Source organism: Paenibacillus faecalis (assembly GCF_900289175.1).
Lineage (GTDB): Bacteria > Bacillota > Bacilli > Paenibacillales > Paenibacillaceae > Paenibacillus_AQ > Paenibacillus_AQ faecalis.
The window spans coordinates 4344079-4368680 of record NZ_LT985747.1 but is presented as its reverse complement, the minus strand read 5'-3'; the positions used below and the strand labels follow the sequence as shown (position 1 = coordinate 4368680).

Below are 24602 nucleotides of genomic sequence, written 5' to 3'. Positions count from 1 at the left end.
ATGTCAGCTCCAAAACCTGTAGCTTTGATCATCATGGACGGATTCGGGCTTCGCAACACGACTGAAGGCAATGCGGTCTCACAGGCAAACAAGCCGAACTATGACCGTTACTTGAAGCAGTATCCGAATACAACGCTGACCGCTTGCGGTGAAGCGGTGGGCCTTCCGGCTGGACAGATGGGTAACTCTGAAGTGGGCCATTTGAACATTGGAGCCGGTCGTATTGTATATCAAGATTTGACTCGGATTACGAAATCGATTCGCGAAGGTGAATTTTTTGAAAATGAGACCCTCGTTGAAGCTATTCGTTCCGCGAAGAAAAACAACAAGAAATTGCATCTGTACGGACTGGTTTCCGATGGTGGGGTTCATAGCCATATTGAGCATTTGTTCGCTATGCTGGACCTTGCCAAGAAGGAAGATATGCATGAAGTGTACATCCATGGATTTATGGATGGTCGTGATGTGGCGCCGGACAGCGGTAAGCAGTTTATTAAAGACTTGATCGCCAAAATCGAGGAAATCGGTGTTGGTAAAATCGCTACTGTCTCGGGACGCTACTATGCGATGGACCGTGATAAACGCTGGGATCGTGTGGAGAAGGCATACCGTGCGATGGTGTACGGTGAAGGTCCGAAGTATACCGATCCGCTGAAAGCGATCAGTGAGTCTTACGAGAAATCGATCTATGATGAGTTCGTAGAACCAACCGTAATCGTAGATGACGAGGGCAATCCGGTGAGTTTGGTGGAAAGCGGAGATTCTGTAATCTTCCTGAACTTCCGTCCTGACCGTGCAATCCAGTTGTCTCAAGTGTTTACGAACAAGGATTTCCGCGGGTTTGATCGTGGTCCTAAGTTCCCGCAGGCGCTGCATTTTGTCTGCCTGACTTTGTTTAGCGAAACCGTAGAGGGCTTTGTGGCTTACAAGCCGAAGGGCCTTGACAATACGCTGGGCGAGGTACTGGTACAGAACAATAAGAAGCAGCTGCGTATTGCAGAGACGGAAAAATATCCGCATGTCACTTTCTTTTTCAGTGGAGGTCGCGATGTTGAGCTGCCTGGCGAAACGCGTGTGCTTATCAATTCACCAAAGGTTGCCACATACGACCTGAAGCCGGAGATGAGTGCTTATGAAGTGGCTGAAGCGTGTGTGAAAGAGATTGAGTCGGATAAGCATGATACGATTATTCTGAACTTCGCAAACCCGGATATGGTAGGTCATTCCGGCTTGCTGGAACCAACGATTAAAGCTGTTGAAACGACAGATGAATGTGTTGGCAAAGTGGTGGATGCGGTCCTTGCAAAAGGCGGCGTGGCTATCATTACTGCTGACCACGGTAATGCAGATATGGTATTTGATAAGGCAGGAAAGCCATACACGGCTCATACCACAAACCCGGTGCCGTTTATCGTAACTGACGAGAACGTGACTCTGCGTGAAGGCGGTATTCTTGCAGATATTGCACCGACCATTTTGGATCTGATGCAGCTCGATAAGCCGGAAGAAATGACCGGAACATCGATCATAGCAACTCGTAAATAGATTTTTGATCAATTGAACCCAATCATACTAAAAGGAGATACTAACTATGACTATTATTTCTGACGTTTACGCACGCGAAGTCCTTGACTCCCGTGGTAACCCGACTGTTGAAGTTGAAGTATATCTTGAATCCGGTGCAATCGGCCGTGCTATCGTTCCATCCGGTGCTTCCACTGGTGTTCACGAAGCGGTTGAGCTTCGCGACGACGACAAATCCCGTTATTTGGGTAAAGGCGTTCTGAAAGCTGTTGAGAACGTAAATGAAATCATCGCTCCAGAAGTGATCGGCATGGATGCTTTGGATCAACTCGGCATCGACAAGCTGATGATCGCTTTGGACGGAACTCCGAACAAAGGCAAGCTGGGCGCTAACGCAATCTTGGCTGTATCCATGGCTGTTGCTCGTGCAGCGGCTGACGCTTTGGATCTTCCGCTGTATGTTTACCTTGGCGGATTCAATGCGAAACAACTTCCAGTACCAATGATGAACATCGTTAACGGTGGCGCACATGCTGACAACAACGTTGACGTTCAAGAGTTCATGGTATTGCCAGTAGGCGCACCAAACTTTAAAGAAGCGCTTCGTATGGGTGCTGAAATCTTCCACAACCTGAAATCCGTATTGAAAGGCAAAGGCCTGAATACAGCTGTTGGTGACGAAGGCGGTTTTGCTCCGAACTTCACATCCAACGAAGATGCATTGTCTTCCATCATCGAAGCGATCGAAAAAGCTGGTTACAAACCAGGCGAAGATGTTTTCCTTGGTATGGACGTTGCTTCTACTGAGTTCTTCAAAGATGGCAAGTATGTTCTCGAAGGCGAAGGCAAATCCTATACGCCAGCTGAGTTCGTTGACTTGCTCGCTTCTTGGGTTGACAAATACCCAATCATCACCATCGAAGATGGATGCTCCGAGGACGACTGGGAAGGTTGGAAACTGCTCACTGAAAAATTGGGCAACAAAATTCAACTCGTTGGTGACGACCTGTTCGTTACAAACACTGAGCGTCTGGAAAGAGGTATCAATGAAGGTATTGGTAACTCCATCCTGATCAAAGTTAACCAAATCGGTACGCTGACTGAAACATTCGACGCGATCGAAATGGCTAAACGTGCGGGTTATACCGCTGTTATTTCCCACCGTTCCGGTGAGTCCGAAGATAGCACAATCGCTGACATTGCTGTTGCTACCAACGCTGGTCAGATCAAAACAGGTGCTCCTTCCCGTACGGACCGTGTGGCTAAATACAATCAATTGCTTCGCATCGAAGATCAATTGGGTGAATTGGCTCAATACGACGGCTTGAAGTCGTTCTATAACTTGAAGAAGTAAATGATTGGTGGAAAGCCCAGCCCCTGCTTTAGGGGGCTGGGCTTTTTTGCGTTGACATGGAGAGGGCCTCTTTAAGGCTGCACACATTGGGATTGTTACGGTGCGTGTATCGCCTCCGGTCGCTGTTAAAATCGGGAAACTGCGAATGATCCGTAAAAGGAGGTTTCCCGATTTTAAAGGCGAACGCGTTGCTCCTCCGACGATACACGCCCCTGCTTACGAGTCAGAAGTGCAGCTCCTTGGGAGCGTCTCATAGAAGCGCAAGAAAAGCCCAGCTGAATGTGAAAAGCATGAGCTGGGCTTTTGGGTGTGGGCGTAGTGTGGGAGTGGCTGCTTTCCGTACGAAGCAGCGAAAGAGGACGAGGCGATGCCGATGAAGCGGGTAGCTGTCGAGAATTTTTTCGGCAGCCTGACCACCGGACATTTACCGGTGGTTTTGTCGGTCTTATAATGAGCGTGGCGCAGGTGCCGGGCGCTTGCGCCAGAACAGCTGCAGGGCAAGCCTTGCGCACCATAGAGCAAACAGAAGGAACAGTAGTGCCCATAGAGCCGCAGGTACAATTGTAGCATTTGCCAGATTGGCAGCGTCCCCGGCCCGGCTTGGCTGACGGATGGCATATAGGAAAAGCGAGAATGGGCCCATAACAGATTCCTCCAACGTGAGGAAGGCGAGCAGAAGATAGTATGCATTTCGAATACGTCTGCCAAGGAAATAAAATACCAGGGTTATGACGATAAAGATGCTGAGCCACATTACACCGTAGCTGTTACGTACAAATAAAAGGATCATAAGTAAGGCAATTCCCGAAATGATCAGAAGTCCTTCTCCTTGCTTCCGCTTGGCATAGCCATAGAACATCAGCACTGCGAACAAAGAAGCGGAGATGTAGCCGGAAAGCGATACTATAATCGTACTGAAACCTGAAGCAAGAATGGAAAAGGTCGTACCGCTATGATCCGGATTGAGCTCAATACTGAGCACACGTCCCGAAACCAGCAGTGTGGTAACCGCATGTCCTAACTCATGAATCATCGTGTCCATAATGCGAAACCAGGAGGAAAATGGGATAAATCGGGTCAGCACAGCTGCACCGACAAGATACAGAATTGTTTTCAGCCATTTATTCATAGATCAAATTCCTTTCGGGATGTAACATCTGAATACAGAAACCTTAATTTGCATTTTCGAAGAAAAAACGAGTCCAAGTTAAAAAGAACGACAACCCATTTCTTCTTATGATAAAATTGGAACGTATGTTCCTTAAACAGAAACGTACTTTTTCTATTAGTAGTATAATTGTCGAGTAAGGGCTTGTAAAAGAGCGAATTTATGGATGGGCGTAAATGGTAAAATGCTACGGTGATGGAGGCGAAAAATCCATGGAATATTTCAGAAAAAAACATGAAAAGAACATAGATGATAACGTCCGGCATACCATCGTTCGAGATAACGACATCCGTTTTGCTGAATTTGAAATAGGCGGCGAAGAGAAAAACATTGCCGTTCCTGCAAGAATGTTCGATATAACAGAAGAAGACCGGCAGAGCAAAAGTGTCGGTAATGTGCAAAAAAACCATCAAGCAGCCGAGCTTTCGATGGATGACTTGAATTTTCAGGACGGTTCCTCAGAGAACATTCGCTACTATTCAAGCGAACAGCAATTTGTAATAAGAGCCCGTGAACTGGCATGGCATACAGAGCCTGAGCATTCTTTCGTCCCCTTTAAAAACTATTGGCCTACTTACGATCATATGTCAACCGCTCAATTTCAATGGTATTTTTATTGGCGGGACGAAGTGAGGTCAGGCAGATATCCCGAGACCGACTTATCCTACATATTCGTTTACATGTACGAGCTGATCAACGGGGTCGGCTGGACGCATCCGGCTCAGGGCTGGCAGCTGCTTGAGAGCGTATGGCAGGCTTATCGGCAGCGATTTCCGAAGCTGGATGCATATGCGAGGGAATGGCTGTTTGATTTTTCCTTAGTTCACGAGCTGAATACGTCGGTTACGGAAACGTACAACAGCATTCCGCGCAGCTTGTCCAGTGAGCTGAAAGAGCTTGAATGGATGCGGAGATTTACAGCCGAGCCGCTTGAGCTGAACTGGAACATGCTCATTGATATGATGGATTACGAGCCGAAGAAGAGCCGATTTTTCCAAGAAGGCGGACGTAAAGATATGAGAAAGTACGGTCCCAAGGTGGTGGCTCTCGTAGACGCCTATCTTGGGAAAACAACAGGCAAGCGCCTTATCGATATGTTTAAACCGAAAGAACGGAAACAGGAAAGATATATATTTCGCAGTGCCGTTTACGATTATGATATTTATGGCCGAACCGTTACAGTTATGACTTTGCCAATAAGCGAACATGCTCCGCTCAGGCATTATATTACGAATTTGATGCGGATGATGGAGAATAAACTGCGGGAGCTGCGCGGTTTTAAAGGAAGACTACGCGGAATTGAGGCTGACCCAGAAATTGAAAAGCTGGTGGTACGTTTTTTGAAGAAGGAGTTGCAGCTGGCTGAGAGAGAGCAGAAAGGGAAAACAGAGCAGCCAAAGATTAAGATCAACCGGGTCAAATTACGGCGACTTCAGCAAGAGTCGGATGATGTTCGTGAGATGTTGTTGGTCGATGATGCCGAATCGGTGCAAAGTGTGCCCCTGAATGTTAAGGAAACGGAACCCGGATGTAGGAAACAGAATGCGAAGCCAGCTATCCAGTCAAATAAAAATGACGTCCCGATTCAGTTAGACATTTTTGAATTAAATCGGTTCGAAAGTGATGGGGTGATGGAGCGGCTAGCAGGTAAACAAGAAGCGGCGGGAACCGAGTTGTCTATAGAGACAGCAACAGTTCAAGAAACAGATAAGCTTCCTGTAACGGATATCGATCAAGGCTTTCGTAATGAATCTGTAGAAGAAGCAGATCTCTTGCACACCGAAGAAGTTGTAACATGGCATACGGAAAATCTGGATGAAGCGTGGAGCCAGCTAGTGCGGTTGTTAACTCCTGTGCATCTGGAAGCACTATATGCCCTGAAGACAGGACCTGACATGAATATGCTTCAAGCGGCAGCGGAACGGGCTGGTTCCATGCCACAGCTGCTCATTGATGAAATTAACGATGCCGCGATGGAGACGATCGGTGATCTGCTCATTGACGGAGAGACGATCGCAGATGAATATATAACAATGCTTGATCAATTAACGAGGTGATCAAACGATGAATCCACTAAAAATACCGAAACGGCTGACCACCGCACTGGTCAATTCGCTCACGGCAGGGGTTGTCCCCAGAGTTGGACTAGAGCACATTGCGGTCGGCCGCAAACCCGAGGTGGAAGCCATCCTGCGCGATATGGACAACATCGCTGAGGGCGGTGCTGCTTTCAAGCTTATTACCGGACGATATGGAAGCGGTAAAAGCTTTCTTTTGCAAATGATTCGTAATTACGCGATGGATCGAGATTTTGTGGTGGCTGATGCCGACTTGTCGCCAGAGCGGCGTCTTGTCGGAACGAAGGGTCAGGGTTTGGCTACGTATCGCGAGCTGATGACCCATTTATCGACACGTACACGTCCGGACGGCGGGGCATTGGAGATGATTTTGCAGAAATGGATTGCCGCCATCCAGCAGGAGATTATGCAAGAGTCGGGGCTGCGTCCCGGCGATGCTGCGTTGAACGAGCAAGTCGAGCTGCGGATTTACGCCGTGACGAGCAATATGCATAACCTGGTGCACGGGTTCGACTTTGCAAAGGTGCTTGCTGTTTACTGGAACAGCTACAAGCTGGGTGACGATGACCGCAAGCATGCTGCTCTTCGCTGGCTGCGCGGGGAATACCCGACAAAGACCGAAGCGCGTAAAGATCTTGGTGTCGGCGTCATCATTGATGATGACAGCTGGTACGACTATATGAAGCTGTGGTCAGAGTTTACAGCAGCCATAGGCTATAAAGGGCTGCTTCTGTTTATCGACGAGGGTGTGAATTTGTATAAGATCACGCATTCGATTTCCCGCCAAAGCAATTATGAGAAGCTGCTAACGATGTTTAATGATACGATGCAGGGTAAGGCAGAGCATCTGGGGTTTTTTATGGGCGGAACCCCTCAGTTTTTAGAAGATGAGCGGCGTGGGCTGTTCAGCTACGATGCGCTCCGCTCCCGTCTGATCGATGGACGTTATGGGAGCAGTGGTCTGAAGACGTATACCTCGCCGATTTTAAAGCTGGATATGCTGTCGTATGAGGAAATACTTATTCTTTTGCAAAAACTTAGGGACATCCATGCCCTTCATTTCCAATATACTCCCATCCTGACGGACGACCAGCTCATCGCGTTCATGCAAAAGGCCGTAGGCCGGTTAGGGGCAGAAGAACTCCTGACGCCTCGTGAAGTAGTGAGGGACTTTATGGATCTGCTGCATACACTGCATCAGCACCCGGAAGCGTCATTTGAGGATTTGTTGGGTGAGATGATGATGCCGCCTCAGACCAAACTGGAGGATAAAAAGCAAGATGATATGGATGACTTCCTGGCGGAGTTCGAACTATGAGCCGTCATCCGTTCGCAAGGCTAGCACCGTTTATACAGGAATATATATACCGGAAGCAATGGGACACACTGCGCGAAGCGCAGGTTGATGCTTGCCGTGTATTGTTGGATACGCAGAACCATTTGCTTATTGCATCTGGTACGGCGTCAGGCAAGACGGAGGCGGCGTTTTTTCCGGCTCTTACCGAGCTGTATGAGCGGCCTTCCTCATCTGTTGGCATTTTATATATTGGTCCATTAAAAGCGCTGATCAACGACCAGTTTGAGCGAATCCGTGAGCTGCTGCGGGAAGGGGAGGTTCCAGTCTGGCATTGGCATGGGGATGTGTCCCAGGCCGAGAAAACCAAGCTGATGAAGAAGCCTTCAGGCGTCCTTCAGATTACTCCCGAATCGCTCGAAGGGCTGCTGATGAATCGGCCGAATGCCATCCCTGCATTGTTTCAGGATCTGCGGTATGTAATTATTGATGAGGTTCACGCTTTTATGGGAGCAGACCGGGGCATTCAGGTATTGAGCCAGCTGACGCGGATTGAACGGATGGCGTCCTGCTCGCCGCGCCGGATCGGATTGTCAGCTACGCTCAGTGACTACGAGACAGCAGCGAGCTGGTTGGCGGCTGGAACCCGGAATCCGGTTGAGGTTGTGTCACCGCAAGGTGGCCGAAAGCTGCGTCTAAGTGTAGAACACTTCTCTTTCCCGGATGCGCGGGACGAGAAGCAGGCAGAACAGTTGGAACATGCGCGCAAGGCATATTATGATTTTGTTTATGATCATACCCATTTGAAAAAAGCGCTCGTCTTCACCAATTCCCGCTCCGATGCGGAGCTGATCACGCTGGAGCTTCGCCGTATTGCCGCGAAGCGCGAGCAGCCGGACGTGTTTCACGTCCATCATGGCAGCATCTCAGCGATGCTTCGCGAAGAGACGGAAGCCGCGCTGCGCAGCGGTTCCGGCCCAGCAGTTGCCGCGGCCACATTGACGCTGGAGCTCGGTATTGACCTTGGGGAGCTGGAGCGCGTCTTGCAGCTCGGAGCTCCTTATAGCTGCTCCAGCTTTGTACAGCGTCTTGGCCGCTCTGGGAGGCGGGGTCAGGCTTCGGAGATGCTGTTCCTATGCCCGGAAGAAGAGGATGAAGGAGCGCAGCTCCCGGCAAGAATGCCGTGGACTTTGCTGCGGGCGATTGCCGTGATCGAGCTATACGTACGGGACAAATGGGTAGAGCCGCTGACCCTTCGGCAAAAGCCGATCGGTCTCTTATATCACCAGACGATGAGCATTCTGAAAAGCATGGGAGAAGCGGAGCCTGCTGACTTGGCGCGTGCGGTGTTGACGTTGCCGGCTTTTCGCGGGATCGAACCGGATGAATACCGGATTTTCCTGAATTACCTGCTGAAGACGGATCATATCCAGCGTACAGATGAAGGACCGCTTATCATCGGACTTACAGGTGAGCGCATCGTGAATAACTTTCGGTTCTATGCGGTTTTTAAGGATGATGAAGAGCATGTCGTTTACAACGGCTCTGAAGAGATCGGCTCCATCACCACCGTACCTCCGCCGGGCTATTGCTTCTCTCTGGCCGGCAAGCTGTGGAAGGTAGAGGAAGTGGATGCGAAGCATAAAGCTCTTTATGTGAAGGCTGCCAGAGGCAAAGTGGACACCCTGTGGCTTGGCGCTGGCGGCGATATTCACACTCGTGTCGTCCGCAAAATGCGTGAGATACTGGCAGAGAACACGCTTTATCCTTATTTGGCACCGGGAGCTGTGAACCGTCTGGAACGAGCGCGGCGTCTGGCAAGGGAAAGCGGGCTGCTGAAGAGTGCCGTCATTCCGGCCGGGGGAGACTCTATGTTTATTTTGCCGTGGGCGGGCAGCAAGCAGTTTCGTACACTGGAGCGTCTCTTAAAGCATAATCTGTCGGGCCGATTTGCCCTTTCCTCTATTGTACCGATGGAGCCGTATTATATGGTTGTCGCCGGAAAAACAGATGCCAGGCAGCTGATGGATGCAATTTTGTCCGAGCTCGGTGAATGTGAAATGGCAGGTCCCGAGTCATTGCTTGGTCCAGATGAAGCTCCTTATCTTGGCAAATACGATGAGTTTGTAGCTCCTGAACTGGTACGTATGGCATTTGCAGTCGATGGGCTGGATGTGGAGGGTTTAGCAGAAATTTTGAGGGAACAGCCTTTAAGTTCGGATAGTAGAAAATGAACAAGTATTGGGGATGTATGTAATTTTTCGAAAAGCACACAATAACGTTTAATAGCTTATCAGGCCACCCGGACTTACATTTAACAGCGATTAGTTTATTCAATTTAAGGTTAAGAATGTTAAGGATTGATAAATAAATTGTTTGAGGTGGGAGCTTAGTGATTCGAAAAATATCAAAGAATACGGTGTTTACGGTATCAGCAGTGATTATTGCTGTCCTTGTTATTGTGGGGGCTGCTATGCCAAAAGTATTCGGCGCTGCAGCCTCTTATTTGTTTAATTTTACAACTAATAATTTTGGCTGGTTCTATCTGCTTTCCGTATTTGTGATCATTATTTTTCTCATTTGGGTGGCGGCAAGCAAATACGGAAACATTCGCTTGGGGGGAGATAAACAAAAGCCGGATTACCCCTTCTTTACATGGATCGGAATGCTGTTTTCTGCAGGTTTCGGTGTCGGTCTGGTGTTTTGGGGCGTAGCGGAGCCGATGAGCCATTTTTTCACAACACCCTTTTCGGGGGTTGAACCTCTGACAGAAGAGGCGGCGCGCCTTGCTATGGGGTACTCTTTCTTTCACTGGGGAATCAGTCAATGGTCTGTGTTTGCGCTTGTTGGGCTGGTGATCGCGTTTCTTCAGTTTCGAAAGAAGAAAGATGGGCTCGTATCCACGGCTCTGGAACCCGTGATGGGCAGTAAGCCTGCTGTCAAGAATACGATTGATATTTTGGCTGTGATTGCCACTGTGATGGGGATTGCGACCTCGATTGGCCTTGGTGTTCTCCAGATGAACGGCGGTCTGAATACAGTTGCTGGTACCGGGAACAGCCCACTGATACAAATCAGTATATTGCTGGTTGTGTCCATTGCATATATGACTTCATCAGTATCAGGTCTTGACAAGGGAATTAAATATTTAAGCAATTTCAACTTGGCGCTGGCGCTTTGCTTTTTGCTATTTGTATTTGTTTTAGGGCCGACCGTATTTATATTGGAGACCTTTACTTTGGCAATCGGAGATTATATTACGAACTTTATCGAATACAGCCTGCGTCTTCAGCCCTATGCCGGAGGAACATGGGTACGGGACTGGACGATTTTTTACTGGGCATGGGCTATTGCCTGGTCTCCGTATGTAGGTTCATTTGTAGCCAGGGTCTCAAGAGGGAGAACGATCCGGGAATTTATTATAGGTGTCATGGTGGTTCCGCCTTTGATCGCTTGTTTATGGATTGCCGCTTTTGGAGGTACGGCACTTTGGTTTGATCTGAACGAAAACACAGGAATCGCTGCGGCCGTCAATGCAGACGTTACCTCAGCGTTGTTTCAATTGTTTGAACAATTACCAATGTCGATGATCATGTCCGTGCTTTCGATTGTGTTAATACTTACGTTTTTGGTTACATCGGCGGACTCAGCTACGTATATTTTGTCCAGCATGACGACTTATGGAAATCTGAATCCACCCAGAGTTGCCAAGATTGTATGGGGTACACTCATGGCTGCGATTGCTGGCGTATTGCTATACACAGGCGGGCTAGAAGCGCTGCAGACCGCTTCATTAATTGCAGCTTTGCCGTTTACGGTACTGCTGCTGCTCTTGATCGTAGCGCTGGTAAAGCTTTTGATTCGCGAGCCTTTACCGGTTTTGAAAGCTCAACTAAGGCATTTTCGGCGTCTTGAAGAGGCGGCTAACAAGGATAAAAAGTAGGTGCAGATGATTGCCAAAGGGCGGTCCTTAAGGTCTGAAATGATCTCAAGGGACCGCCCTTGGTTTTTGTTGGAGCCTGAAAGGCATCGTTTTCTTTTGGTAAAATAGGGTTAGCATCTGTTTATATCTATTGTTACTTTTGCAGAAATCCGGTGTTAAATGTTCAGAAGTTCTTCATGGTTTAAAGGATAAAATCAATTGAAACGTTTACAAAAACAATGTTACACTGGGTCCCGAAGCGATCATCATAGTACAGGGTGTGATTCACATTTTCAGATTACGCCAGTTTTATTTAAACCATTTAAAGCGAAAAATGTTCAACAAGATCATTGTACTCTATTTAATTGTAATGGTCGTGCTGTTTGCGATTGCAGCCGCATTGGTTTTTCAATACCAGACCCAGCGCATTTTACGTGAGCAGACCGATGCCAATTTGGAGTCTGCCAATGTGCTGCACATTTATTTAAGCCGGCAGTACGAGGGCATTCAAAATGTAGTCCAGCAAATATACGGCGATGCTACATTAAGTGATGAACTGATGTATTTTTTGAATCATGAATATGAGAGTTACCTGAAATATCGTCTGGATTTGTTTACTAAAGCGGGAGAGCAGCGCTTGCGGTCTTTTAATACACTGCTGAAAAATTATATTGAGCAGGAGCCGAGCGTTAAGAGCGTGTCCATTTACAGTTATCCGAATAATTCTTACATGCATATTAGCAAAAATAATCAGCAGCTCAATAATGAGCCTGATTCCAACAATGAATGGGAGTCGTGGTTAGCCCGCAGGGACCAGCACAGCTGGGATATCATGCCCCAGGATCGCTCCCTTGACCAGTCTCCCGGCTCCGGATCATATTCCTATTCTAGAGAGCTGAAGGACCCGTTGACTTTAAACAGGGTAGGGATGCTTAACGTAGAATTTGATGCACAACAACTATCATACTGGCTGGACAGCCGTGCTCCGGTCAAAGGCCGAATTTTGGTGCTGAACGCGCAAGGAAAGGCCATTTATGATTCGGAAGGGACGTATTACGGCAAGGTGTATCCGTATTATGGGAAGCTGGATCAGGATGAGGAATGGATTCAACTGGAGGAGCCCTCTCGGATAAACATGTTGAATATTGGGAATGCTGGCTTGTCCGTTGTTGGCATTGTTTCACAATCCTTAATTCAAGAGAGTACAGAAAGTTTGAGAAATGGGCTGATCATTATAACGCTTCTGTTCATAACGATCAGCTTTGCGATATCGGTCACGATCATAAGGAAGTATTCTAAAAAAATACAACGGATTATCCGTTCGATGAACCGGATCGGTGAAGGGGATCTGTCAACGCGTATCCAGATGCCCGGCGAAGACGAGCTGCAACAAATCTCTCGCCGATTTAACGATATGTGTGATCGTCTGCAGCAATATATCGATAAAGTGTATGCGTCCGAGATCAGGCAGAAAAACGCCGAGCTGGTTGCCTTGCAGTCTCAGATCAATCCCCATTTTTTATACAATACATTGGAATCGATACGCATGAAGGCTCATTTCATGGGGGCGAAGGAAGTGTCCCAGATGATATACAGCCTGTCGGTCATGTTTAAGAACATGGTGAAGAAAAGCACCATTGTTACCGTTGAGGAAGAGCTCGATCTGTGTTCCGTTTATCTGGATTTGTTCCGTATTCGCTATGACGGAAGGCTGCAGGCCGAAATTGAGGTAGACCCTGAAATTAAAAACTGTGCCATCATTAAGCTGCTCGTTCAGCCTGTCGTTGAGAACTGCATCGTACACGGCTTCCGCCCACTCGAAGATAACAATAAAATAACGGTGAAAGCCAAACGGGAAGGGAAGCGGATTATCATTACCGTTTCGGATAATGGAGCAGGGATACCGGAGGAAAAGCTGGAGGAGATTCGCAGAACACAGGACAAGACCTTGCAGCCTCCCGATAAGGACTATCGCTCCATCGGATTGATGAACGTTCATGAGCGAATTGTGATGAATTACGGGGATGATTATGGAATAACAATTAACAGTGCTCCGGGGCAGGGAACCGAGGTCCGGATGGAGATACCGATGCTTCGTAAGGGGGAGACGGCATGAGAACAGTTTTTTTTGTAGATGATGAGCCTCTGATAGCAAAAGGTTTGGAGACGATTGTGGAGTGGCAACGTTACGATTTGCAGGTGGCAGGTTCAGCTAATGACGGTCTTCAGGCATACGAACAATTGAAGGATGAGCCGGTGGATCTGTTGATTACAGATATTATGATGCCACGAATGAACGGACTTGAGCTTATCAAAAAGATGAAAGAAATACATCCCCGGATGAAATTCATCGTGCTTAGCGGGTATGACGAATTTGAATATGTAAAAGCGGGGATTACGCTAGGCATACAAAATTATATTTTGAAGCCGATTAACATCGAGGAGCTGGAGTCCACGATCAAGCATATCCAGGGAGATTGGGAGCGGGAGGAATTGCACCGCTTTCGCTCTGAAGAGGACTGGAAGATTTTGCAGAGCAATATTTTGCAAAGATGGGTTAACGGAGATATCGGAAGTCTAGAGTTAAAAGAACGGGCTGAATTGTTGGGAATTCCGCTGCATTATACGTTATACCAGGTTCATGTATTACGGCTTATATCCGATGATCGGCCGGTATCCCACCTGTATCGTTTGACGAGCCTTGCCGATCAATTGAGCCAGGCCTTTTCGGAAGAACTTGGCGAAGGTTATGAAGTGATCTGCTTCCCGGATTCGGACGATGACCTCGTAATTTTGTCCGCTACGATGAACGAACAGAGGGATGCTGCGCAGCACTGTATGAAAAATGCAATGCAGAAATTACGGAAGTTGACTGGCCTCAGACTGTGGTGCTCGGAAGGGAGTGCCGGAATAAACGACTTTAAAGATATTCAGGAGGGGTATAGGAGGGCCAAAAATGATTTAAACGGCAATCTGATTGCCTCGGACGAATATATTTTTTACAGCTCTTCTTCAGAAATCAGTTTTTCTAAAGCTCCTTCGCCGTCTGTGCGTCCCGATTACTTTGCGAAGTTGCTGATCGAAGGTGATGTTTCATCCTTGAAGGCTTATATCGAGTCTGCTCTTTGTTTGGACAGCGGTGAACAGACCGTCCCGCGTGGCCCATATTTGAATGCGGCAGCCCAATTGATGGTGGCGATTAAGGATATGGAAAAATACCCAGATTACAGTGAGGTTTTTGTCCCAATGCACCGGATCAATACCCTTCAAGGACTTCGTGAACATGTGTGGTTTATCGTAGAACGCGGTTTGAAGCACCAGCGTGAAGCTGAGCAAGGCTACAGCGCGCATGTCTCTTTTCTTGTGGAGCAAATTCACCGCGGCTATCCTGACGAGCTATCCTTGAAGACGTTAAGCCAAAGGCTAAAGCTGCATCCGAATTATCTTGGGCAGCTGTTTCAACAGGAGGTCGGTTTAAGCTTCTCGGATTATTTGAATCGCTACCGCGTGGAGAAAGCAACACAGCTGCTTCTACATACCGACCAGAAGACGGCCGATATTGCCCTGAGTGTAGGATATATGGACAGCTCATATTTTTACAGGCAGTTCAAGAAATATACGGGTGTTTCACCGACCGAAATGAGGTCAATGTACTCAGAAGTACACGTAAAGCAGTAATCCATATGGGACAGGCTTGAGGCTCATCAACCTCTGGCCTGTTTTTTTATTAATTTAAGACAGTGTAAGTTTGAAACAATTTAGATTTAGAATGGAAATTTTTCTTTTTAAATACAGAGGAAATTCGTTAGTCTTTGTCTATTCTTTAATTTATCCATCCCGTTCTAGCATTTTTCAACTTGAGGATGAAGCGCTTACTTGGGACAATAAAAATAGGTTAAGGGCGAGTGATTGAAAGTACGCTTTCGATAAGAGTCGGGTAGAGAAGAGCTTGAGGGGGGATTTTGCAGCAGGGATTCATCACTTGTAACTAACTGGAAAGTGGAGGAGTGCTCATGTCAGCGTTCATTAAAAAGGTTGTTCGCAACCGATTTTTGCTATTTATGGTGTTGCCCGGAACGATCTGGTTTCTTATTTTTGCTTACTTGCCCATGTTCGGTACCGTTCTCGCTTTTAAAGACTTTCGAATAAGCCCGGACGGTTTTTTCGCCAGCGTCTTTAACAGTGAGTGGGTGGGCTTTGAAAACTTCGAATATTTATTCTCAACGAACGATGCTTACATCATCACGCGTAATACGATTTTATACAACTTGGCATTTATTTTTCTAGGACTTATTGTCGCTGTCGGCTTCGCAATCATGCTAAGCGAGCTTGTTAACAAACGGACGGCCAAGGTTTATCAGACCGGTATGTTTTTACCGCATTTTCTGTCCTGGGTTATTATCAGTTATTTTGCATTCACTTTCCTGAGTGTAGATAAAGGGACGTTGAATCAGATAATTGCTTTTTTCGGTGGTGACCCGATCAGCTGGTACTCCGAGCCAAAGTACTGGCCGTACATCATCGTTTTTGTTGGGATTTGGAAAGGTGTCGGCTATAACAGTGTTATTTATTTGGCGGCTATAACAGGGATTGACAAGACTTATTATGAAGCAGCCATCATCGATGGGGCGAGCAAATGGAAGCAGATCCGGTATATTACGATTCCGCTGCTTAAGCCGATTATGATCATACTGACCATATTGGCGATCGGGGGTATTTTCCGTTCCGACTTTGGACTCTTCTATCAGCTTCCGAAAGATGCGGGCGCTTTGTATTCGGTTACGAACGTTATTGACACTTTCGTCTATCGTGGACTGATGAATATGGGTGACATTGGAATGAGTACCGCAGCTGGTCTTTATCAATCGGTGGTCGGACTGATTCTGATTTTGGTCGCTAACTATATCGTTCGAAAAATAGAGAAAGATCATGCGATTTTTTAATCCACGGGGGTGTATTCAATGACACAGCAATCAATGCAAACCGCCGGACGGCCGGTAAAGCGTTCGAAAAAAAGAAACTACAACGATATATCTCCTTTGTGGAATACCATTTTTAATATTATCATAGCTATATTCGCCTTTTCTTGTATATTCCCGTTTCTGTTTGTTATCATCATTTCCTTAACGGATGAACAAACATTGACGATGGAAGGGTTCAGACTGATCCCGAGCAAGTTCAGCACGGCGGCATATGAATATATATTCCAGAACGGAACCGAGCTATTTTACTCATTCGGTCTCACGCTTACCATTACCGTTGTGGGTACACTGCTTACGCTAATTTTAGTTACGACATATGCGTATGCCCTGTCTCGCCGGAACTTTGAATTTAGAGGTTTCTTCAGCTTCCTGGCTTTCTTTACGATGCTGTTCTCAGGCGGTATGGTACCTGGTTATATCGTTATGACCCAGTTTTTACATCTGCAAAATACGATTTGGTCGCTTATTTTTCCTTTATCCTTGAGCGCGTTCTCGATTATCGTCATGAGGACTTTCTTCCAAACGACGATTCCGGATGAAATTATTGAATCCGCCAAAATTGATGGTGCGAGCGAATTTGTCACCTTTATCAGAATCGTGCTTCCGGTTTCGTTGCCGGGAATTGCAACGATCGGTTTGTTCAGTTCCTTGGGATACTGGAATGACTGGTTTAATGCTCTGCTTTACTATACAGATCCGAAATTGACGCCTCCGCTGCAGTTCTTGTTGATGCAGATTGAGAAGAATATGGACTTCCTGACGAAAAATGCACAGAATATAGGTCTAATGGATGCAGCGGCCAGCTTGCCGACGGAGACGGTGAGAATGGCGATGGTTGTCCTGGCTACACTTCCGATTGTTATGGCGTATCCGTTCTTTCAACGATATTTCGTTCAAGGTCTTACAATAGGGTCAGTCAAAGGTTAATGACTATGGTTGAACCCGCAACACACTGCCGGTGAGAGCCGGCTTTGGTGCACCGGGTGTGAAAGCGGTGTCAATATAGAAAATTATAGAGTAGGGGGAAAAACACATGTTTAAGAAGAAAGCTTCTGTCTTGTCGCTTGCCTTGGTATTTCTGTTGACATTTGTTCTGTCAGCTTGCGGCGGCAAAGGAGAAGAAACAACAGCTCAGCAAGAACCGCCGAAGGAAGAGGCGGCCGTTCAAAGTGACGGAACGATCGATCCTTCCAAGCTGGAACCGGTAAAGCTGAAAATGTATACGATTGGGCCTTACCAGGATGATGTTCCTTTGGTGGAGGAGGAAATTAACAAATATTTGACGGAAAAAATCAATGCAACGATTGAAATCAACATGATTGACTGGGGTGATTACAGTCAGCGGATGCAAGTGATCACAAGCTCCGGTGAGGATTATGATATCGCCTTTACCAGCTCATGGGCATTCGATTATCTTCCAAACGCAGCGAAAGGGGCATTCATGCCGCTGAACGATCTGCTGGATCAATACGGTCAAGGCATCAAAGAAGTGCTTGATCCTCGTTTTCTAGAAGGTACTAAAGTCAATGGTGTGAACTATGGTGTTCCGGCTAACAAAGAGTTGGCCCAGCAGCACGTTTGGAGATTCAACAAGAAATACTTGGATAAACATAATCTGGATATTTCCAATGTAACAACGCTTGAGGACCTGGAACCACTTTTAAAAACAATTAAAGAAAATGAACCAGCGGATATTACACCGCTTGCTGTTCCAAAAAGCTTTAAACCGTTCTTGCCGTACGATTTCCTGATCGGTGATGAAATTCCAATCGGTATGCATCTTGACACGGAAGATTTTAAATACGTGAACCTTCTGGAAACGCCTGAAATGAAAGCAGCCTTGGAGACGATGCGTAAATACTACCAAGCAGGCTACTTGCGTGAGGACGTTGCAACATTGGATGGTATCGATAACATGAAGACCGGAAAATGGCTTGTTGACCGCGAAATTACGCAGCCTTACGCTGAACTTGGCTGGTCCAGAAGCGCCGGCTATGACATCGTGACCAGACCGATGCATGAACCTGTAATTTTCACAAGTTCTGCGGCTGGGTCGATGATGGCTATCTCGTCTTACTCCAAAAATCCAGAGCGGGCGATGATGTTCCTGAACCTGCTGAATACGGATGAAAAATTGCGGAACATGATTCAATACGGATTGGAAGGTACGCACTACAAGAAACTTGACGGTCCATACATTGAAGACTTGCCAGCTATGCAGGAGAAATATGCAATGCCTGGATTTGCTCTCGGAAATATGTATTTGACTTATCTCCATGAGGGAGAGCCTGAAGATAAGTGGGAAGCTTTCGAAGAGTTTAACAGCTCCGCTAAGGTTGCGCCTACGTTCGGCTTTAACTTCGATACTTCTCCGGTCAAAACGGAAGTAGCTTCGATTACGAACGTTGCCAAGGAATTTATGCCTGCTCTTTATACCGGTTCCGTTGATCCTGAAGAATATACGCAAAAAGCAATGCAGAAATTTAAAGATGCCGGAATCGACAAAGTCATCGCTGAAGCACAAAAACAGTTTGATGAATGGAAAGCTCAAAACAAGTAATTTGCAAGTGGAATCAAAAGTAGAAACGGCCGATGTTTGCGGCCGTTTCTCTTCTGATATTTTGGATTTTAATCTTTTGGAGCACAGGGGGTATTATGATGAAACGAATGAAATCGAATTATTTTTCAAGATCGACAAGAAAACGTAAAATGATGATGTTGATGAGTACGGCTTTATTAGCGATGTCTCTGACAGCTTTTGGAGGGGAAGCTGAAGCGGCACAGCCATACTCGTCGTATTGGTATCCGGACACACTTCTGAAATGGTCCCCGTCTACGGATAAGGACGCGCCATTTAACCGGGGTACGGTTAAGCTTGAGAAAGAGCGCATCCAGGGAAACAAGGTTAACGACAACGCCAAAGAAGAAGTAAAAGTCATGGCGATTGCCTCCATGTATCCAAGTACGAGCGGCGCCCCTTCTCAAGGATCTGACAAATTCCATACGTATGCATTTAGCTATTGGCAGTATATCGACAAGCTGATTATGTGGGGCGGATCTGCAGGTGAAGGCTTAATTGTTCCGCCGAGCGCGGATGTGATCGATGCGGCTCACAAAAACGGCGTTCCTGTATTTGGAACCGTTTTCTTACCGCAGAAAGAGCATGGCGGGAAAATTGAATGGATGCATGATCTGTTGCAGCAGCGGGAGGACGGATCGTTCCCGGTCGCGGATAAATTGATTGAGGTCGCTACATATTACGGATTTGATGGCTGGTTCATCAATCAGGAAACGCAAGGCGGAACGGCCGAGGATGCCGCGAAGATGGCTGAATTTTTAACTTATTTGCAAAAGAAAAAAGCACCCGGTATGGAAGTCGTTTGGTATGATTCCATGATTGAGAAAGGACCGGTGAGATGGCAGGGTGCTTTGACAGATCAGAATGATACGTTTTTTCAGTCCGGAAATCAGCGCGTCTCCGACAATATGTTTATCGACTTCCGCTGGCAGTTCCAAGATGACAAGAACGGCAGGTACGATTATGTAACTCCGTTTTTGAATTCCCCGGCTAAAGCGGCGGAGCTGGGACGCAGTCCATATGATTTGTATGCTGGCATCGATGTGGAGGCGAACGGATACGAAGGAAAGTTCAATTGGCCGGTTCTGTTTCCTGAAGGGGAGAAAGCAACCACTTCACTTGGAATTTATCGTCCTGACTGGGCGTTCAACAGCTCCGAAACGAATGAGGAGTATATGAAGAAGGAGCAGATATTCTGGGTAGGTCATGATATGGACCCGGCCGTTACTTCGCTTCCGGAAGGGTCTGATCCGTATGCATGGAGAGGGATTGCGAACGATGTCGTTGCGAAGAGCGTATTGACGGGTCCTGAATTTATAACGAATTTCAACACAGGTAACGGACGTATGTTTGCGGTGGACGGAAAGGTGATGCGAAGCAGCGAATGGAGCAACCGTAGCCTGCAGGATATTTTGCCAACATGGCGCTGGATCACGGAAACAAGTGGCAAGGGAGAAGCTCTCAAGCCAAGCTTCGATTTCAGCAAGTCCTATTACGGAGGCAGCTCGCTTCAGGTGGCTGGCCCTGTCAGCAAAGGTTCATCTACTCATGTGAAACTGTACAAAGCGGATATTCCGGTAGAGACAACGACGGAAGTGTCTGTCGTGTATACGGATAATTCGAAAGATGCCAAGGTGAAGATTGGCATTGCTTTCTCAGATGCGCCGGACAAGTACGAGTTTTTTGAGCCGAATAAGTGGACCAAAGCTGGCACAAATGGCGATTGGAAGCAAGGAAGCGTTAAACTGAACAAACATAAAGGCCGGACCATATCCGGAATATCGCTGAAATTTGAATCCGGGGCGGATCTGGCGAATTACCAGGCCAACATTGGCCGATTAGCGGTGACGCAGGTGAATGACAATGCGAAAAAGCCGCATCCTGTAACCGATCTGCAGGTGATTGAGAATGATTTCAGAGAAGGGATATACGGGGATGCGCGCTTGTCATGGGAAGCACCTAAACATGCGGAAGATATTTTGTACTATCAGGTTTACCGTGTGCATCCAGATGGCAAGTATGAGCTGATGGGCATGACCGGGAATACCGTTTATTATGTTCCTGAAATGAAGCGGGAGCTTAAAGAGGACACAACCAAGATGGTTGTTATTCCGGTAAACCGCCATTATGAAAAAGGAAGGGCAGCGGCAGTAACTTTTGATTGGCCGGAATATCCGAAGCCGATCGCTCAGTTCAAGGCAGATAAAACATTGATCGCTCCGGGAGAAACGGTGCAATTTACAGATATGTCTTCCGAAGTAACGGAAGGCTGGAGCTGGAGTTTCCCAGGCGGTGAGCCGTCTTCCAGTACGGAACAGCATCCAAAAGTGAAATATCCGAAGGAAGGAACCTACGAGGTGACGCTTACGGCTAAAAATAGCGTGGGTGAGGATACGATTCAAAAGCAGCTTATCACGGTGACCAAGGAAGCCGAGAGCGGCATCAGCAATCTGGCGCTTGGCAAAGAAGCGACTGCATCAAGCTTTGTGAATGAAAAGGAAGCTCCTAAGTTTGCGGTGGATGGCAATGCCGCATCCAAATGGTGCGCAGTCGGCGATGGACCGCATACGCTGACGGTTGATCTGGGAGCCGAGCATAAAATCAGCGAGTTTGTGGTTAAACACGCAGAAGCCGGAGGAGAGCCGGCAGCGTTCAATACGCGTGCATTCACCATTCAGGTCAGCTCTGACGGCAAGGAGTGGACCGATGCGGTAGCGATGAAGGACAATACAGAGGCCGTCAGCAGCCATGCGATTGAGCTGACCTCTGCACGATATGTTCGTCTTCAGGTGGAAAAAGCGACGCAGGGTGGCGATACCGCAGCGCGCATTTATGATTTTGAAGTGATTGGCCTGAAATAGATAGCGGGTGTGCCTTTGATCTTCATTGTATAAATTTATCGTGAAACAGAGTATCAAACCGACGAAAAAAGAGGCTTGGAAACAAGCCTCTTTTTTAATTAGGAGATTAAGATTTACCGTTATACAAATAATCAATGATTATATTCTGTAATCTATTGCTCTCTGTTAATTCATAATAGAGATGATTCTGACGTTACACATCGCCTGGGTACGATTTTTGGTGCAAGTTGCTTAGAGCAGATATTCTATACCAATACCTTGCGGAACTCCTCTGTCAGCAGCGGTATGATGTCGAACAGATCACCAACGATGCCGTAATCAGCGATCTTGAAGATCGGTGCTTCCGGATCTTTGTTGATCGCGATAATAACCCGCGATTGGCTCATCCCTGCAAGATGCTGGATCGCACCGCTGATGCCGCAGGCGATATAAATCTCAGGCGTTACAACCTTGCCGGTTTGTCCGATCTGCAGTGAGTAATCGCAGTAGCCTGCATCACACGCGCCGCGGGAGGCTCCGACCGCACCGCCGAGCAGATCGGCAAGTTCTTCGAGCGGCTTGAAGCCGTCGGCGCTCTTCACGCCGCGACCGCCTGCGATGACGACCTTGGCTTCGGCAAGATCGATTTTACCTGTCGTTTTGCGAACGACCTCTTTCACAACCGAACGAAGAGAAGGGGCCGGATAGGCGATGTCCTCGATATTCGAGCTTCCACCACCTGAAGGCGGTTCCGCTGCCGGTATATTATTCGGACGGATGGTGACAATCCATGGTCCGGACTCGAATACACGCTTTTCAAACGCCTTCCCGGCGTAGAGAGGACGGATAAAAGATGCTTTCCCGTCTTCGACTTCAATGGCGGTAACATCGGAAATCTGTCCGGCGTTCATCGCGGCTGCAGTTAGCGGGGCGAGATCACGGCCGATGGCGGTGTGACCGAACAGCACGACTTCCGGTTTTGCATCTTGAATAGCTGCCTGAACCGCCGCCATATAAGCATCAGGAGTATAGTTCTCCAAATCATCATGCTCGATCGCATAGATTGTATCTGCACCATAAGGGGTCAAAGCTGTTGTCGCTTCTGTAATATTCGATCCTGCCAACACAATACGGATGCTGTCTCCATCTTCTGCAAGAATACGGGCAGCGCCCAGTGTTTCCAGTGCAACCTGGCGCAGTTTCCCGTCACGGCTTTCAGCGTAAACCAGAATGGTTTTACTCATAAACATTACCTCCTGGATCAATGTAGGAATAAGTTCATTACAATCAAACCGATATGCAAGGTCCGTCTTTCTTATCCATGAAGGATATGGTATGACGGACGGCCCTTAAGCCATACATTCAGAATAAATGGGCCTTTCTTGAAATAAGGATAAAGTTACTAGGGGACATGTAACCGAATACAAAACAAATGTTACCCTTGGCTCTAGATCACCTTAGATTGGGAACGAAGCAGTGTCACTAATTCGTGAGCTACTTCTGCCGGCTCTCCTTTCAGCATACGTCCGGCGCTTCTTTCAGGTGGAAGGCTCAGCTCCGCTTGCTTCGTTGCCGGCTGTACATCGTCTGCTGAAAGACTGAGGTCATCCAGAGTCAATGTTTTAAAAGGCTTCTTCTTCGCCTTCATAATACCTGGAAGCGAAGGATAGCGCGGTTCATTCAAGCCTTGTTGGGCTGTAAAAAGCGCCGGCAGAGGAAGCTCAAGCACTTCAAGATCGCCTTCGGCGTCACGATGTACTTCGGCTTTTCCGCTGCTGATCGTAAGCTTGGTGATCGAGCTGGTATGCGAAATGCCGAGCATTCCAGCCAAGCGAACAGCCACCTGGCTGGAGCCGCGGTCGACTGAGAAGTTGCCGCCGAGAATGATATCGGCGTTTTCATTGGATAAATAGGCGTGCAGTACTTTGGCCACGGCATATTCATCATCAGGTATCCGTTCATCGGAGATAAGCACTGCGTCGTCTGCTCCCATCGCAAGGGCTGTCCGAAGAGCTTCCGCTGTCCGGTCCGGGCCGACCGAGAGGAGGGTGACACTTCCGCCGTGTTCATCACGGAGCTTGACCGCTTCCTCCACGGCATACTCATCGTAAGGATTAATAACAAACTTAGCGCCTTCCTCGGAAATCGCGCCGTTTTCAATCGTAATTTTTTCCTCGGTATCGAACGTCTGCTTTAACAAAACTACAATCTTCATTGATCAGCTCTCCCTTCAATTTATGCAAAATGGTTTCCTCCAGCTATTCTTGACTGGAAATTCCATGGAGAAAAAAGCTCAGCGTATCATCGACCTGATCGACCAGCCGATATCTGTGTCCAGAGATCAGCCAGGAGGTAACAGCCTCATCCATCGATCCAAAGATCAGATTTCGAACCAGTTTGACATTTAGGTCTTGACGGAAACGCTTCTCTTCAATGCCTTGCTTCAAAATATTCTCGATCAGCACAATATATGGCTTCAATGCGCCGCCGATTTCTTTGCGCAGCTCCAGATCGCTTTGCCGCAGCTCAATCTGGGTAACATAGGCCAGCTCCGGGTTGCTCTCCAGCTCGGTATAATGAATGCGGCACACGGTGCGGAGCGCCTCAACCGGATCGGTGATTCCTTCCACGCTGTCATGAAATTTGCCGACAAGTTCGCCGAGCTTTTCCTGGAACAGGCGGATCAGAATATCCTCCTTTCTTTTAAAGTATAAATAGATCGTGCCGTCGGCTACGCCGGCTGCTTTGGCGATCTTTGACACCTGGGAGCGGTGGTAGCCATGTTCGGCAAACACTTTCAGGGCGCCCTGGAGTATTTGTTGGTACTTCTCATTTTTTTTACTTGTCATATGCTCACCCCGA

The 24602-nt window shown here is 47.5% G+C and carries 16 protein-coding genes; 12 read left to right on the top strand and 4 right to left on the bottom strand.

The genetic code is table 11. From position 1 onward, the window contains the following. Together gpmI and eno are read left to right on the top strand one after the other, a co-directional pair. Positions 1–1545: a 2,3-bisphosphoglycerate-independent phosphoglycerate mutase gene (gene gpmI / locus C8268_RS20325; RefSeq protein ID WP_106769352.1), complete on the top strand. Its 1545-nt coding sequence runs from the start codon at positions 1–3 to the stop codon at positions 1543–1545. 46 nt (positions 1546–1591) lie between these two features. Continuing rightward, positions 1592–2878, top strand: coding sequence for a phosphopyruvate hydratase (gene eno, locus C8268_RS20320; RefSeq protein ID WP_106769351.1), 1287 nt, complete (start codon positions 1592–1594; stop codon positions 2876–2878). A gap of 445 nt (positions 2879–3323) precedes the next feature. On the opposite strand, the gene C8268_RS20315 is transcribed toward eno, so the two are convergent. After that, complete coding sequence (locus tag C8268_RS20315; RefSeq protein ID WP_106769350.1) at positions 3324–4007, bottom strand: M50 family metallopeptidase; 684 nt, start codon at positions 4005–4007, stop codon at positions 3324–3326. A gap of 251 nt (positions 4008–4258) precedes the next feature. Between C8268_RS20315 and C8268_RS20310 the strand changes: the two genes are divergently transcribed. From C8268_RS20310 to C8268_RS20265, 10 genes are all read left to right on the top strand, one after another. Next, the gene (locus C8268_RS20310; protein ID WP_106769349.1) at positions 4259–6103 is read left to right on the top strand and encodes a TerB N-terminal domain-containing protein; all 1845 of its coding nucleotides are present in this window, start codon (positions 4259–4261) and stop codon (positions 6101–6103) included. 7 nt (positions 6104–6110) lie between these two features. Next, positions 6111–7442 (top strand): ATP-binding protein, encoded by a 1332-nt coding sequence (locus tag C8268_RS20305; protein ID WP_106769348.1) that lies wholly within the window; start codon positions 6111–6113, stop codon positions 7440–7442. Next, complete coding sequence (locus C8268_RS20300; protein ID WP_106769347.1) at positions 7439–9652, top strand: DEAD/DEAH box helicase; 2214 nt, start codon at positions 7439–7441, stop codon at positions 9650–9652. The genes C8268_RS20305 and C8268_RS20300 overlap by 4 nt, the downstream gene beginning before the upstream one ends. A 239-nt stretch (positions 9653–9891) precedes the next feature. Next, positions 9892–11361 (top strand): BCCT family transporter, encoded by a 1470-nt coding sequence (locus C8268_RS20295; RefSeq protein WP_420094291.1) that lies wholly within the window; start codon positions 9892–9894, stop codon positions 11359–11361. Between the two features lie 313 nt (positions 11362–11674). Continuing rightward, complete coding sequence (locus C8268_RS20290) at positions 11675–13456, top strand: sensor histidine kinase (protein WP_106769345.1); 1782 nt, start codon at positions 11675–11677, stop codon at positions 13454–13456. After that, positions 13453–15018, top strand: a complete 1566-nt coding sequence (locus C8268_RS20285; protein WP_106769344.1) for a response regulator transcription factor — start codon at positions 13453–13455, stop codon at positions 15016–15018. The genes C8268_RS20290 and C8268_RS20285 overlap by 4 nt, the downstream gene beginning before the upstream one ends. Positions 15019–15353: 335 nt before the next feature. Further along, complete coding sequence (locus tag C8268_RS20280; protein WP_106769343.1) at positions 15354–16283, top strand: ABC transporter permease; 930 nt, start codon at positions 15354–15356, stop codon at positions 16281–16283. An 18-nt stretch (positions 16284–16301) separates the two neighbouring features. Further along, complete coding sequence (locus C8268_RS20275; RefSeq protein WP_106769342.1) at positions 16302–17249, top strand: carbohydrate ABC transporter permease; 948 nt, start codon at positions 16302–16304, stop codon at positions 17247–17249. Positions 17250–17355: 106 nt separating this feature from the next. Further along, positions 17356–18882: an ABC transporter substrate-binding protein gene (locus tag C8268_RS20270; RefSeq protein WP_106769341.1), complete on the top strand. Its 1527-nt coding sequence runs from the start codon at positions 17356–17358 to the stop codon at positions 18880–18882. Positions 18883–18980: 98 nt separating this feature from the next. After that, positions 18981–21761 carry an endo-beta-N-acetylglucosaminidase gene (locus C8268_RS20265; RefSeq protein WP_106769340.1) on the top strand — a complete coding sequence of 927 codons (2781 nt, stop codon included), beginning with the start codon at positions 18981–18983 and terminating at the stop codon, positions 21759–21761. 245 nt (positions 21762–22006) lie between these two features. On the opposite strand, the gene C8268_RS20260 is transcribed toward C8268_RS20265, so the two are convergent. The 3 genes from C8268_RS20260 to C8268_RS20250 form a co-directional block, all read right to left on the bottom strand. Beyond that, a complete protein-coding gene (locus C8268_RS20260) occupies positions 22007–22984 on the bottom strand; it encodes an electron transfer flavoprotein subunit alpha/FixB family protein (RefSeq protein ID WP_106769339.1) in 978 nt (325 codons plus the stop codon). A gap of 203 nt (positions 22985–23187) precedes the next feature. Beyond that, a complete protein-coding gene (locus C8268_RS20255; protein ID WP_106769338.1) occupies positions 23188–23955 on the bottom strand; it encodes an electron transfer flavoprotein subunit beta/FixA family protein in 768 nt (255 codons plus the stop codon). Positions 23956–23998: 43 nt separating this feature from the next. Next, positions 23999–24589: a TetR/AcrR family transcriptional regulator gene (locus tag C8268_RS20250; protein ID WP_106769337.1), complete on the bottom strand. Its 591-nt coding sequence runs from the start codon at positions 24587–24589 to the stop codon at positions 23999–24001. Between the last annotated feature and the right edge of the window lie 13 nt (positions 24590–24602).

What these genes read in the sequence shown, in the direction of transcription:
- C8268_RS20250 (WP_106769337.1), bottom strand. Translation starts at nt 24,589, where the DNA reads ATGACAAGTAAAAAAAATGAGAAGTACCAACAAATACTCCAGGGCGCC.
- C8268_RS20285 (WP_106769344.1), top strand. Translation starts at nt 13,453, where the DNA reads ATGAGAACAGTTTTTTTTGTAGATGATGAGCCTCTGATAGCAAAAGGT.
- C8268_RS20265 (WP_106769340.1), top strand. Translation starts at nt 18,981, where the DNA reads ATGAAACGAATGAAATCGAATTATTTTTCAAGATCGACAAGAAAACGT.
- C8268_RS20300 (WP_106769347.1), top strand. Translation starts at nt 7,439, where the DNA reads ATGAGCCGTCATCCGTTCGCAAGGCTAGCACCGTTTATACAGGAATAT.
- C8268_RS20290 (WP_106769345.1), top strand. Translation starts at nt 11,675, where the DNA reads ATGTTCAACAAGATCATTGTACTCTATTTAATTGTAATGGTCGTGCTG.
- C8268_RS20280 (WP_106769343.1), top strand. Translation starts at nt 15,354, where the DNA reads ATGTCAGCGTTCATTAAAAAGGTTGTTCGCAACCGATTTTTGCTATTT.
- C8268_RS20270 (WP_106769341.1), top strand. Translation starts at nt 17,356, where the DNA reads ATGTTTAAGAAGAAAGCTTCTGTCTTGTCGCTTGCCTTGGTATTTCTG.
- gpmI (WP_106769352.1), top strand. Translation starts at nt 1, where the DNA reads ATGTCAGCTCCAAAACCTGTAGCTTTGATCATCATGGACGGATTCGGG.
- C8268_RS20255 (WP_106769338.1), bottom strand. Translation starts at nt 23,955, where the DNA reads ATGAAGATTGTAGTTTTGTTAAAGCAGACGTTCGATACCGAGGAAAAA.
- C8268_RS20295 (WP_420094291.1), top strand. Translation starts at nt 9,892, where the DNA reads ATGCCAAAAGTATTCGGCGCTGCAGCCTCTTATTTGTTTAATTTTACA.
- eno (WP_106769351.1), top strand. Translation starts at nt 1,592, where the DNA reads ATGACTATTATTTCTGACGTTTACGCACGCGAAGTCCTTGACTCCCGT.
- C8268_RS20315 (WP_106769350.1), bottom strand. Translation starts at nt 4,007, where the DNA reads ATGAATAAATGGCTGAAAACAATTCTGTATCTTGTCGGTGCAGCTGTG.
- C8268_RS20260 (WP_106769339.1), bottom strand. Translation starts at nt 22,984, where the DNA reads ATGAGTAAAACCATTCTGGTTTACGCTGAAAGCCGTGACGGGAAACTG.
- C8268_RS20275 (WP_106769342.1), top strand. Translation starts at nt 16,302, where the DNA reads ATGACACAGCAATCAATGCAAACCGCCGGACGGCCGGTAAAGCGTTCG.
- C8268_RS20305 (WP_106769348.1), top strand. Translation starts at nt 6,111, where the DNA reads ATGAATCCACTAAAAATACCGAAACGGCTGACCACCGCACTGGTCAAT.
- C8268_RS20310 (WP_106769349.1), top strand. Translation starts at nt 4,259, where the DNA reads ATGGAATATTTCAGAAAAAAACATGAAAAGAACATAGATGATAACGTC.